This window comes from Nostoc sp. FACHB-152 (assembly GCF_014697475.1).
Lineage (GTDB): Bacteria > Cyanobacteriota > Cyanobacteriia > Cyanobacteriales > Nostocaceae > Nostoc_B.
In genome coordinates, this window is record NZ_JACJRV010000127.1 from 1 (window position 1) to 12206 (window position 12206).

The 12206-nt window shown below is 41.7% G+C and carries 16 protein-coding genes and 2 pseudogenes; 12 read left to right on the forward strand and 6 right to left on the reverse strand.

Features of this window, described 5'->3' with window-relative positions; translation table 11 throughout:
- From H6G76_RS34530 to H6G76_RS38340, 4 genes and pseudogenes are all read left to right on the forward strand, one after another.
- The coding region (locus tag H6G76_RS34530) for an SDR family NAD(P)-dependent oxidoreductase (RefSeq protein ID WP_190705975.1) at positions 1–363 on the forward strand (363 nt) is incomplete at its 5' end.
- Between the two features lie 6 nt (positions 364–369).
- Positions 370–1317: an SMP-30/gluconolactonase/LRE family protein gene (locus H6G76_RS34535; protein WP_190710705.1), complete on the forward strand. Its 948-nt coding sequence runs from the start codon at positions 370–372 to the stop codon at positions 1315–1317.
- A gap of 40 nt (positions 1318–1357) precedes the next feature.
- A complete protein-coding gene (locus H6G76_RS34540; RefSeq protein WP_190710706.1) occupies positions 1358–1909 on the forward strand; it encodes an antibiotic biosynthesis monooxygenase in 552 nt (183 codons plus the stop codon).
- A gap of 1078 nt (positions 1910–2987) precedes the next feature.
- A pseudogene (locus H6G76_RS38340) lies at positions 2988–3808 on the forward strand (DNA/RNA non-specific endonuclease).
- A gap of 58 nt (positions 3809–3866) precedes the next feature.
- Here H6G76_RS38340 and H6G76_RS34550 read toward each other — a convergent pair.
- A complete protein-coding gene (locus H6G76_RS34550; RefSeq protein ID WP_190710707.1) occupies positions 3867–4268 on the reverse strand; it encodes a nuclease A inhibitor family protein in 402 nt (133 codons plus the stop codon).
- 107 nt (positions 4269–4375) lie between these two features.
- On the reverse strand, positions 4376–5395 hold the full coding sequence (locus H6G76_RS34555) for an AraC family transcriptional regulator (protein ID WP_190710708.1): 1020 nt from the start codon (positions 5393–5395) through the stop codon (positions 4376–4378).
- 142 nt (positions 5396–5537) lie between these two features.
- Here H6G76_RS34555 and H6G76_RS34560 point away from each other — a divergent pair, with 142 nt between their 5' ends.
- The 7 genes from H6G76_RS34560 (at position 5538) to H6G76_RS34585 (ending at position 10287) form a co-directional block, all read left to right on the forward strand.
- A complete protein-coding gene (locus tag H6G76_RS34560) occupies positions 5538–6110 on the forward strand; it encodes a cupin domain-containing protein (protein WP_242056655.1) in 573 nt (190 codons plus the stop codon).
- A gap of 71 nt (positions 6111–6181) precedes the next feature.
- A complete protein-coding gene (locus tag H6G76_RS34565) occupies positions 6182–6904 on the forward strand; it encodes a DUF4386 domain-containing protein (RefSeq protein WP_190710709.1) in 723 nt (240 codons plus the stop codon).
- Between the two features lie 515 nt (positions 6905–7419).
- Positions 7420–7581, forward strand: a complete 162-nt coding sequence (locus H6G76_RS37525) for a hypothetical protein (protein WP_242056656.1) — start codon at positions 7420–7422, stop codon at positions 7579–7581.
- Positions 7582–7589: 8 nt separating this feature from the next.
- A complete protein-coding gene (locus H6G76_RS37530) occupies positions 7590–7904 on the forward strand; it encodes a DUF3471 domain-containing protein (RefSeq protein WP_242056657.1) in 315 nt (104 codons plus the stop codon).
- Between the two features lie 288 nt (positions 7905–8192).
- Positions 8193–8630 carry a hypothetical protein gene (locus tag H6G76_RS34575; protein WP_190710710.1) on the forward strand — a complete coding sequence of 146 codons (438 nt, stop codon included), beginning with the start codon at positions 8193–8195 and terminating at the stop codon, positions 8628–8630.
- A 150-nt stretch (positions 8631–8780) separates the two neighbouring features.
- Positions 8781–9269 (forward strand): thermonuclease family protein, encoded by a 489-nt coding sequence (locus H6G76_RS34580; RefSeq protein WP_190710711.1) that lies wholly within the window; start codon positions 8781–8783, stop codon positions 9267–9269.
- A 70-nt stretch (positions 9270–9339) separates the two neighbouring features.
- Positions 9340–10287 (forward strand): 5'-nucleotidase, lipoprotein e(P4) family, encoded by a 948-nt coding sequence (locus H6G76_RS34585; RefSeq protein ID WP_190710712.1) that lies wholly within the window; start codon positions 9340–9342, stop codon positions 10285–10287.
- 105 nt (positions 10288–10392) lie between these two features.
- On the opposite strand, the gene H6G76_RS34590 is transcribed toward H6G76_RS34585, so the two are convergent.
- Positions 10393–11034: a glutathione S-transferase family protein gene (locus H6G76_RS34590; protein ID WP_190710713.1), complete on the reverse strand. Its 642-nt coding sequence runs from the start codon at positions 11032–11034 to the stop codon at positions 10393–10395.
- A gap of 9 nt (positions 11035–11043) precedes the next feature.
- The gene (locus tag H6G76_RS34595) at positions 11044–11547 is read right to left on the reverse strand and encodes a DUF4174 domain-containing protein (protein ID WP_199337627.1); all 504 of its coding nucleotides are present in this window, start codon (positions 11545–11547) and stop codon (positions 11044–11046) included.
- A gap of 64 nt (positions 11548–11611) precedes the next feature.
- Here H6G76_RS34595 and H6G76_RS34600 point away from each other — a divergent pair, with 64 nt between their 5' ends.
- The gene (locus H6G76_RS34600) at positions 11612–11749 is read left to right on the forward strand and encodes a hypothetical protein (protein ID WP_190710714.1); all 138 of its coding nucleotides are present in this window, start codon (positions 11612–11614) and stop codon (positions 11747–11749) included.
- Here the strand turns inward: H6G76_RS34600 and H6G76_RS34605 are convergent.
- Both H6G76_RS34605 and H6G76_RS34610 read right to left on the reverse strand, forming a co-directional pair.
- The gene (locus H6G76_RS34605; protein WP_190710715.1) at positions 11724–11924 is read right to left on the reverse strand and encodes a type I restriction-modification enzyme R subunit C-terminal domain-containing protein; all 201 of its coding nucleotides are present in this window, start codon (positions 11922–11924) and stop codon (positions 11724–11726) included. The genes H6G76_RS34600 and H6G76_RS34605 overlap by 26 nt on opposite strands.
- A 14-nt stretch (positions 11925–11938) precedes the next feature.
- Positions 11939–12206 (reverse strand): annotated as a pseudogene (locus H6G76_RS34610) (sigma-70 family RNA polymerase sigma factor); the annotation flags it as partial.

Genomic DNA, 12206 nt, shown 5'->3' on the forward strand with positions numbered 1-12206 from the left:
TTAATACCTTTGATGAAAATCAATAACTATGGTCGGATTGTCAATGTTTCTACGGAAATGGCATCTTTGAGTACAATTGCCAGCGATTATTACCCACTAGCACCTTCCTATAGGCTTTCTAAAATTGGCGTAAACGGGCTAACTGTGCTTCTGGCTAAGGAACTCCAGGGTGATAATATCCTCGTTAATGCCTATTCTCCTGGTTGGATGAAAACCGATATGGGAGGTGACGATGCACCGTTTACAGCCGAAGAAGGAGCCGAAACTGCTGTCTATTTAGCAACCCTACCAGATGGCGGAGCGCAAGGACAATTTTTTGCCGAGATGCGGAAGTTTGGTGGCCCAATTCAATTACAGTGGTAGGTTTTGATGGAAACTTCAGTCTTGTTACCTCCGATATATGCCAATACACCCATAGATTTGGATCCTGCTAAAATCATTACCTCGTTTCCCGTTAATACTTTTTTAGAAAATTTGGCGATCGCCTCTGATGGCACAATATTTGTGACTAATCATGAGGCTGGCGAAGTTGTTCGCGTTACTCCAGATGGAAATAGGCAAATTCATGCTCTTGTTCCAGGCAAAGTCAGTGGTTTGGCTTTCAATGTGGATGGGAGTTTAGTTGTAACTGGATGGAATGCTGATTCTGTACCAACAGTTTCACTAGTTACCACAGATGGCGCAGTAGAAACATTGTTAACAATCTCAGAAGCGATATTTCTCAATGGTATTACCCCTATTTCTGACACTCAATATTTAGCAGCTGATTCTTACCGGGGTGCAATCTGGTTGATTGATATTGAACAGCGTTGTAGCATTCTCTGGCTGGAACATCCTTTACTAGCTCGTAGCAATTGGGAAAACGTCATTCCTGCTGCTAATGGTTTGAAGCGTTTTGGGAATTTCCTTTACGTTTCAAATACAGAACAAATGTTGCTGTTACGAATTAGGCTTGGGATGGCCAATGAACCTAGCGAACCCGAAATATTTTTAGAGCAAACTAATATTGATGACTTTGCATTTGACGTGGAAGGCAACCTTTACGGAGCCACCCACATTTATAACAGCGTGGTGAAGATTACACCAGATGGCAGTACAACTATTATTGCTCAAGCCGAAGAGGGCGTAATTGGTAGTACAGCAGTTGCTTTTGGTCAAACACACAGCGATGCCTTTGGCAACGTCTTCGACGAACTCACCGCTATCTATGTTGTGACAAATGGGGGAATGTTTTTACCGCCGCCTACAGGTATAGTTGCGGCTAACATTGTCCGAATTGAAGTAGGTAAAGTTGGATATCCTTTGCGGGGAGAATGACGGGAGCATTGCCCAACAAGCGCTAAGGAGTCACTTGGATATGGAACAAGAAGATCAATCTGTAACTGTGGTCATTTCACAAATTGTTAAACCCGGATGCGAAAGTGCTTATGAGGCTTGGTTAAAAGACATTACTGGCGTTTCTCGAACTTATCTTGGTCACTTAGGCACAAATGTGATTCGACCACAACTAGGCGTGCGCTCCGAATATGTAATTATCTTTCGGTTTGACAGCTATGAACATCTCAAGAAGTGGATAGAGTCACGTGATCGCCAATATTGGCTGTCGCAAGCTCAACATTTGGTTCAATCTGAACCTCATGTTCAACAACTGAGTGGGTTAGAAGCATGGTTTTCCCTTCCAGGTCAACCATTAAAGACTCCACCGCGCTATAAAATAGCATTACTCACTTGGGTAGTCGTCTATGTATTGATTAATTTGTTGAATCGGCTTTTAGCACCCTTGTTTGGCATATTACCTCCTTTGATGATTTCATTAATCGTTTCCGCAATTATGGTTATACTGCTGACTTATGTTGTTATGCCGAGGGTGACTCATCTTTTTAACTCTTGGCTATATGCGAAATCCTGAGAAGTTTTTCAAGTTAAAATGTTTGGATGTCTGCAATCAACTCAAATTCTGCTTTCACCCTTTGGATTGTCTGCTTTTCTTACAAGCGGTGCAGCAAATCCTGCACTTGGTCAACCCTTTCGGAGAATTCAAAATTCAAAACCCCACGGATGAATCCGGGGACTTGAAATAATGATGCTGTGCTTTTTTATGCTTGCATTAATAAATTAAAGAGGCAGTACTCGACTATGGGTTCAGACTCAACGGAAACCGTCAAAACTCTAACCTCTTCACTGCTACACGTCTACACATCAACATTTGTTTTGCCCAAAGCATCCCCAAGTGATCGTGAGAAATCTGAGAATCGTGGTAACAACTCACCTGTGAAAGTTTTTTAACCTAAGAGTAATCAGAATTTAACTTATATTAAATTCACACTTAGTTATTATAGTGTTTTATTTTTAGCTAAATTTCCAACTTTGGCTAGTAAAATTACGAGGTTAAGCGAACAATAATGTTATTTAATTTTGGGCGCAAAGTTTATCGTCATCGGTGGTTGACAGGATTGGTGATAATTTTCCTAATTACCTTCCACACACTATTTAGTGCAAAAGGTGCAACGACTGTTGAGGGTTTTGAATCTGGCTCAAAAAGTAGTTATGCCACAGCTGATGTCACCCTCAGTACAGGTGTTTGGAATTTAGATGATGCTTTGATTGGCAATCTTAGCAGTGATGCAAAAAGCGGCACACAATCTGCACGTATTCGCAACAGCGGTAAAGTCTCGATGAAATTTGACCGCACCACTGGTGTTGGCACAGTTAGCATTAAACACGCAAAGTTTGGTTCTGATGCTAGTACCAATTGGCAGTTGTGGTGTTCCGGTAATAGTGGAATTTCATGGTCACAAGTAGGTTCAACAGTCACAACCAGTTCCACAACCTTACAGACTGCTACTTTTACACCTAACATCTCTGGAACTTCTCGCTGTGAAGTTCGTAAAACCGATGGGACTACCAACAGAACTAACATTGATGATATTACAATTACCGATTACGGTACTTCAGGTGGCGGTAGTAGTACAAGCGTACATTTAACAATGGGTAATCCCAGTGGTGCCGGAACTGCCAATCTCAACAATTATTTGCTTGATAAAGCACAGTATGCAGTTGGGTACAACTGCTCGTTAGGACGAGCTAATTGGGTATCTTGGCAGTTGAATAGTAGTTGGTTAGGCTCAACGCCAAGACAAGATGATTTTCGTGCCGATAAGTAGTAAGACAAAATTAATTACACAAATTTCGGACTGAAACCTTTATTTAGCCTAAAACCTAATGTGTAAATATTTCTGTCCGATTACTTACTACTTTACCCGCAGGCTGCTATCAAGTCCAAGCTACCGATTTTAGTGGCAGTGGCTTTGATCGCGGACACATGACACCTTCTGCGGATCGGACTAATAGCGTCATCAGTAATTCAGCGACGTTTTTGATGTCCAACATGATTGCTCAAGCTCCCGACAACAATCAAGGAATTTGGGCAAATCTAGAAGATTATGCCAGAACTCTTGTAGGGCAGGGGAAAGAACTTTATATTATCTCTGGTGGGTATGGAACGGGTGCCACAGGCAGCAATGGCACTTTCAACACTATTGCTAGTGGTAAAGTGACAGTTCCCAATCGCACTTGGAAAATTATTGTTGTCCTAGATACTCCTGGGTCTGGAGTTGCTGGTGTCACAACATCTACAAGGGTCATTGCTGTTAACATCCCCAACACCCAAGGGGTTCGGACTGCTGACTGGAGAAACTACCGAGTTAGTGTTGACTCACTTGAATCTCTGACCGGATTTGATTTCCTATCACTTGTCTCAACCTCTATTCAGTCTGTCATAGAAGCACAAGTCGATAATTTGTTATAGAAGTTTCGACAATTTCAAAAACAAGCAAGTCTGTCTATATAAGGCTATATGGACAGACTTAAGTTTCAATAACCTTTGTTGAAATCCCTGCTAAATCTTTATCTAAAGTTTCACCAACAATATATACATCAATACTTCTTGTGCCTAAGCGATAAACCTTGATTTCATTTAGATTTTCTTTCAGTGTTTTGATAAGTGCTTGAAATTTTTTTACATCTTTTTTCTGTAATTCATTGTGATATTCTTTTTCAAAAGCGCAATTCCTAAAAAAATATTCTAATTCAACTTCTTCTATTGGTGAATCTTGAGAATGCCCTGTTAATTGTCGGATTTTTTGAGCGGTTATTGGTTCTTGTCCTTGACCCACCCATAAAACAATCTCAAAAGGATACTCTGACTCGCTCATCATTAGCAAGCCATGACTTGCTTGCTTTAATTTTTCGCTAATCTCGTTAGTCATTAGTAATACTCACTGGTTGTTAGCAACGCCTACAATTTATCACGTCTAGATTTTTGAAAAATACTCCTTTTATAGATCATCAAGATGCGATCGCTACAGTTCTCTACTCAAGAATGTAAAGAGCGATAAGCTTTTGGCGTATATCCTGTCCATCTTTTAAAGGCACGATGAAAGGCACTTGGTTCAGAAAAACCCAAGACAAATGCTACATCATAGATTGGGGTATAAGGATTTTTTAAATGTCGCAGAGCTAACTCTTTGCGAGCCTGGTCTAAAATTTGTTGGTAAGATGTACCCTCAGCTTGCAATTCTCGCTGTAACTGGCGAACACTAATTGCTAAACTGCGGGCAATGGTTTCTATCGAAGGTAAATTTCCTTTTAAGTGTTTGATGAGCTGTTCTGCGACTTTTCTTGTGTAGTCATACTCTCGATTCATTTCCTCCAGCATGGTTTGTGCGTGTTGTTCAAAGACACTCAGAAGATGGGAATTAGCCGATAACACTGACCAATTCAAGCAATTAGCATCGAAAATTATCCGATTCGTTGGCATCAAAAAATGTAAGCTTGTGGCAAATATGCGTTCATGTTCTGATATGTCATCAGGACGTGGATATTTAAACCAGACCGCATGAGGAAGAAGTGGTTTTCCGCTCAAAACTTGCGTCGCTGTCAGCAGTGATGCAAAGGTACTCTCAATCGCATATCGTGGTTGTTCTAATAAGTAGTTTTTTAAATCTTCTACAATGTCGCAGTCGCAAAATACCAAACCATCAGCCACAGAAAAATGAATGTATGCACCTTGGCTGAACAGCCTGGTATATCGAGATAATTTTTCTAGAACTTCCGCGTAGGTTTGACAATTTACTAATACATAACCAACGATACCAAAAGTAGCAAGATTGAAGGCTTCGCCCAAGTGTAAAGCAAAATTTTCATCTGTGCGCTTAACTACCTCTTGCCATAAAGCACTGTGCAGAGTTCCCGAAATCTGCTGGTCGGGCATTTTCAGTAACTCAGGGTCAATTCCCACTGCTTGACACAGGCACTCGCCATCAATTCCATATCTCGCTGTGGCAAACTGTACAATACCTCGCGTGATGTAAACGGAAAAAGTTGCTTCCTTCATAGTTCTAGATTGGCAATTGGCGTTGACTTCTCAGTTTTGTTGACGTGTTTAGTCAATATCTTGGCAGGATGTGTCAATTCACGATTGAGTAAAAAACTTATTGTTTAAGTGTGGTCAGTTAACGTTCAAAGGAGTTTTTGACATGAATCCTGCCATTTCCACACAACAACCACCAGAAGTAATTATTAATCCTGTGACTGGCGATCGCATGACTATTTTAGAAAGTGGTCAAGCCTATGCCAAAATTCGCTTTGATTTACCTCCCCATGCTAAAGGTAGTCCACTACACTACCATACCCGAATGAGCGAAACCTTTACTGTCCTAGAAGGTTTCCTAGAAATGGAATTTGCTCAACAAGGTAATCGCAAGACACTTTATGCAGGAGAGAGTTTACATATTCCCGCAGGTGTACATCACAGTTTTCATAATCCCTCTAATGATTGGGTAGCTTTTACCACTGAAAATTCTCCAGCTACTGGGTTTGAGCAGTTTATTCGGGGAATGTATGGCTTGGCAATTGATGGGCAGGTAAATCATGAAGGAATGCCTACCAATCTTCTGCACTTGGCTTTATTACTGAAAAAAGCTGACTTAGTAATTGTCGGTATACCGTTATTTTTACAAACCCTGCTCATCAATCTTTTACTAAGACTAGCTCAGGCAATGAAAACTGAACGCTCACTGGCTAAATATTGGAATCAAGGTGCTAAATGAATTATTTACGGGCAAAAAGCCCCTTATCAATCCACCCACTCTAGAACTAAATATTGGAATCAAGGTGCTAAATGAATTATTTACGTCTGGTCAAAATCACGGGAATTATCTTCATTTTGCTAGTTCTGTTGTTAAATGTTCCTTACATTTTGTTGATTCAAAATTTTGAGTACGATGATATTCTCAGAGAATCTGTAGACTATGTGCTACAAAAGTTTCAGACTGGTGGTGCCGGATTAATTCTCACTTGGTTTACCTTTGGATTTGCAGCTTTGTTGTTTGTTCCTGCCAGCATACTACTACACCAGATTATGGAGCGGGAAGATACACCCTACCTCAAAACCGCTACCTGCATGGGCGTACTTTCAGGAATACTTCAATCTGTTGGGTTAATGCGCTGGGTGTTTGTCGTTCCCATCTTGGCGAATCTTTATACCAGTTCAACTGCTAGTAGCGCAACACAAGAAGCTGTCAGTGTTGTTTATCAGGTAGTGCATCAATATGGCGGTGTGGTCATTGGTGAATATCTAGGTCAAACCTTGCTTGTTTTCTGGACTTTGGGGGTAGGGGTTGCAATGCTGCATTCATCGTTATTCAAATCTTGGATAGCTTACTTTGGTTTGATGACAGTTCCTTTGTTAATTCTGGGACACAGTGAACTATTCGCAACAGCCATGCCTTCATTACCAGTGTTGGAACTTACTCCTATAGGATTTATTTTGTGGGAAGTTTGGATATTCATGATCGGAATATCTTTGTTACGAGTACCGCCGCATCGAGTGTTTATGAACTAACCCTGGCTGACTTTTCGCTTTTGGCTCACTTACATCTCCTCCCTGCTATCCTGAAGAAAGGTGATTTAAGCGAGTTTTGTTACACCATTACTCTTTAAGGTTTCCATTCCTATAAAGGGATTTGGTATTTGGCAACTCGCTTGGAGTTGTCTATATTTTCTATCACACTCAACAGCTTCTCCTCCACAGAGGTCAAATAACCCCGCCTCAACTTCCCCAACGACTCCAAAAACCTCTGCACCGACTTCTCCAATTCACTAGAATATACTCGTGAAATGCGCTCACATATCTCCTGCATCTGTTAGCATTCATCAGGTAGGTAATTGAAAGACTTGAGATGCTGCACTCTAACCGTCAATTCTCCATCCCAAAGTCTCACGGTGCAGCTAAACTCACCAACATGAGTCACGATACCCTAACAACCACCTTTACATCTGAGTTTAGGATTGCTCTTTGCTAGGATTTACTCAACTTTACCTAACTAGGCTTTACCGCTTTGCCCCACCATACACATTTTGATTGATTGTGCTTATGAACGCGAGCGCGTGGCTCATGGTGGGCGGATTGATGGTTTCACCACTAGCATTGCCAGATTTCTCGATGAACGAGTAATAATTATTGTTCTGAGTAATTTAGAGACAGCCCCAGTCGCTAGAATTAGCAATGAAATGATCTAGCCGCAATTTTGTTTAGTCAGCCGTATGAATTGCCTCAACAACGTCAGGTGGTTGTGCTTGCTCCCGCCATTTATGAGGCGTATGTAGGAGATTATGAATTTGCTCCTGAGCTTGTCTTGACAGTGACAACCGAGGCTCAACGCCTTTTTGCTCAATTAACCGGACAGAAACAGTTAGAGATTTTTCCAGAGTCGGCAACCGAGTTTTTTCTCAAAATAGTTGATGCCCAATTGACATTCGTGGTAGATGAGACAGGCAAGGCTGTGCGTGTCATCCTGCATCAAGGGGGAATAGACCAAGTAGCAAACAGAATTGCTCGTTGAGGATCTGTTTCGCTCACTTTTACACTGACTCTTCCAATACACTCGGCTAATACGTAGAAGTTTTACGCTTGCCGTCACGCATTACACATCTGTTGCACCTGCTGACATTCCTATACTCGCTAATCAAAAGGCTTCAGAAGCATCAGCCCAACCCTCAGTTCGTCATCCAAGAGCCTAACAGTACAGATAAATCCATCACGCTAATATACTGAAAATTAAGTAAATTAATATACTAGTGTGCTATAAACGAGTGAGCCAGTAAACTATTAACACATTCAAACAAAATTCATGAATAAACTGTTTGCAACATTCAACATTTTGATGTTTTTACTACCTTCCACTGCTATAGCTAGTAACATAAATGAGGATTTATCCTTTTTCGAGACAAATAACAATTTAATCATCGCATTAGACAATAAAACTAATACTGCCTGTTCTTTTAATACTAAAACTAATTCAGTAGTTAAAATGTCGGGCGTTAAATTTACTAATACTCGAATAGTTGGAGCCTCTTACTGGTGGGGAAAATTGAGTGGTAATTTGAATCATTTCCTTGAGCCTAAAACCTGGAAAATTAAAGAAATTAAAGGTAAATGGAGCGATAACAACGTCATGCTGATCAAACTCCAACATTACAAAGATTACGCTGATTACACTCAAAATCTTGGCCCAACTTGTATTAAACAAGGCGGATTAAACGAAGTAGCTAAAAAGATGAGAAGGTAAAGTAGTTAACGTCTGAATTAAACTTATATTTTGCTGATTGAGCTTGTCAGGCATTATATAAATTGACAAAATGCTCTGGAGTTTCACTTTCCTCAGTTTCAACCCCAGAGCTTAAGATTGAGGTTTCTTGCACTACCTTGTCCCAACAACATGAACTCATTGCAGAAAACTGGTGCTATCGTTGCGGCACTCGCTCTCACCAGCACAGCCGCTTGGATTATCCACTCCATGAACAACTCACCAGCCTTCCCAGAGCAATGGGCAGTAATGGAAGTTACAGATGCCCAAACCATGACAGTTCGACAAACCAATGGCCACCAAATGCAAGTTCGGCTGTGTGGCATTGATGCAGCAGAGTTAGGTAATCAAGCCAAAGAGAAATTGCAGTCGCTCGTTGCTATTGACGGCAATCAGGTGACGGTCATTCCGGTGGCGAAAGATGAGCAAGGGCGTACCTTTGCAGAAATCATGGCTTATAGCAAAGATGGGGTTGAGGTCAGCTTTCAAGAAGAACTACTCAAGAGCGGCTTGGTTAAGACGCGTCAGTCTGGGGTGGAATGCCCGAACATGATCGCTTTCGAGAACGCCCAGAGGTTGGCTGTAGCATCAAAGGCTGGAATATGGAAACAATTGAAGTGACATTTTTTCTATGCGTGTTATAAGTGTACAAATGATTTTTGCTGAACTAGGTCAAGGATAAATCCATAAAATGTATCGCCCTGATTTTAAGTTTGTTGCATTTTCTACATTACTCGCCTCAAGCGTGCTTCTCGTCGGACTCAAACAAGATACAGCAGATATTACCAATGCACAGCTAAATGAACAGTCCGTACTAGCACTTAACTGGGTACAGCAATCAGGAGAGTACCAAGCTCTTACTTACCAAGCCTTTAATATAAGTCAACTTGTCTTCGACCAAGCCAAAGCTAAAAAAGTACGCAACCCAGCCGTGATTGTTGATATTGATGAGACAGTTATTGATAACAGTGCTTATCAAGCTGGTTTTATCGATACTAATAATAACTTTGAACCAGCAACATGGAACAAATGGGTAGCAGCAGCCAAAGCTAAGGCTGTTCCTGGCGCAGTCAAGTTTGTGAATTACGTCAATGACAATGGCGGCAAGGTATTTTTTATTTCTAACCGAGATAGGAGTAGTAAAAAAGGTAGTCAAAACAATGATTTAGAGATTGCGACTATCAATAATCTAAAGTCAGTCGGCTTTAAAGGTGCTAATACTACAACAGTATTGCTCAAGGGTAAGTTTACTAAAGTTATTGATGGGAAAGAAAACACGTCAAAGCAATGGCGGCGGGAAGCAATTGAGAATGGTAAGGCTGATGGTAAAAAATATACTGTAATTGCTCTGGTAGGCGATAATCTCAATGATTTTGATGAGACAGCAGGCAAGAGCAATCAAGAGCGACGCAATCATGTCAATAATAATCGTCAGCGTTACGGAATATTTAGTGCAGATCCCAAAAATAAAACCATTGAACCTGCATATATTGCCCTACCAAATCCTATGTATGGTAACTGGGAGACAGGACTTTATAATCCCCAAGCTGTTAAAAAGCAAAGTCCTTTTGAATTGAGTCCATCCGAAAAAAATCAACAACGCAAGAATTCTTTAAGTCGTTGGCTATCGAACAAATAATTAAACTAGATATCCCTAAAATATATTAATTTCTTTGTGTGGGTTTTACTGAGAATACCGTCAGTGCTAAACGTCCAGGGCGAGATCGCTCTTGTATGAGAATTATTAAATGCTGTTGGCGTAGTCGTATTTGCCTCCACGTTCAAGGGCGCGTTTGTAGGCAGGTCGCGCATGGATGCGTTCGATAAAATCCTTAATCTTTGGTCGGCTTGAGATAAGTTCGGCTTGTATAGCCACCAATTCCAGAGGAAAGCTCATTTGGATATCGGCGGCGGTGAATTCTGAGCCGACAAACCACGTATTCTTACCAAGTTCAGCTTCTATGTAATCAAAGTGAACCTTGATTTGGGGCGCGATAAATGCATCGTTTGCCCTGCTGTCTCCTGCCCCAAAACGGTTAAAGATGAGATTCATCACCAGAGGTGGCATTGCCGAGCCTTCTGCGTAATGCAGCCAATATGTGTAGCGCAGACGCTCTGGCGTACCGGATTCTGGGATTAACTGACCATTGCCATAGCGCTCTACTATGTATTCAATGATAGCTCCCGACTCAGGAACAGTTACTTCTGCATCTGTAATTACTGGGGACTTGCCGAGCGGGTGAACTTCTCGCAACGAAAAAGGAGCCTGCATGGTCTTTGAGTCACGTTCGTAAAACTTGATATCGTATTCAATGCCTAATTCTTCAAGTAGCCATAGCACACGCTGCGATCGCGAGTTGTTGAGATGATGGACAACAATCGTCATAGCTACTTTCTACCTCGAATAACGCATTTCTTGTTGGCGCATGGGCATCGCGTCAATTTGCTCAAAAATTGGTGTTGCCTGGACTGGTGTAGTGTCTTGGCGCTTAACACCACCATCTTTGCCTACCAAAATAACGCGAAAATTTTGTTGCTCCACCCCAAAGCGATTTCGCAAATTAGCAGCAGAAGATTCATCTATTAACTGTCCGTTGGCATAGCTTTTATCTGTGGCTAAAACCTGAACCAGAACTAGATCCCGCTCTGTAAAACCATTTTGGTGCTGGTTAAATAACTGCATCTGTTGCTGATAAGTACGGTTATTCATAGACGGTGCAAAGACTAGTAGCACACGGTTTTGCCATTTTTGGGAACTGAGGTTAAATGAAGACATTTTGATGGTATGGGTTGAACCTTGGACAATATCAGCAATGCTGACTGGCGATAGAACTATAGATGCGCTGAGGGTCAGGGCAATTAATACTGATTTATTCACTTCGGCGCTTGAGATAAGCATTCCATCATTTCAAACTATCATTAGTTTCCCCCCAAGAACTCTACCTGATGATTGAATCAGTGGAATGCTTTCCCTCAACAGACAGGCACTTGCTGATGATGGTAAAGAATTTGTGTTTCCCCCGGCTGTGGTTGTTGAACGGGATAAAACGGAGTGCGATCGCCTCCCAATCGCCCTCACGCGACCCCAACAGTTTCGTTGAAAGAGCGCACTATCGAAACAATCCCGTCAGCATCATCAGCCCCAAAAACCCCGTCCAACCCTTCGTAGTGCAGGTCGGTAAATGGTGGTTCATAGAGTAGACCTGGATCCATCACACCGTTTTGTGTCCGGTAATCAATGATAGTTTCCACAAAGCGAATCTGAGTAGCATTCAAGGTGTGGGCATTACCTACACCTGCTTTAGTGCTTTCCGAGCCAGCTTCACGTAAGTCTTGACCGTCTCAGGTTTCATCTCTAAATCCAGAGCGATCGCCGCTAAAGTTTCCCCATGCTCCCGCCGAGCCAGTATAGTCGCCCAAGTCACAGCAATTCTATCGGTGCGATTGCCCCCCTTACGTTTGCGTTGGGCAGTAAATATGTTGGTCAATTCTTCAATACGCTCTGCCAATACATTGTTCAACAAATGCTCGGCTACAGATGCCTTTTGCTCCACTAGC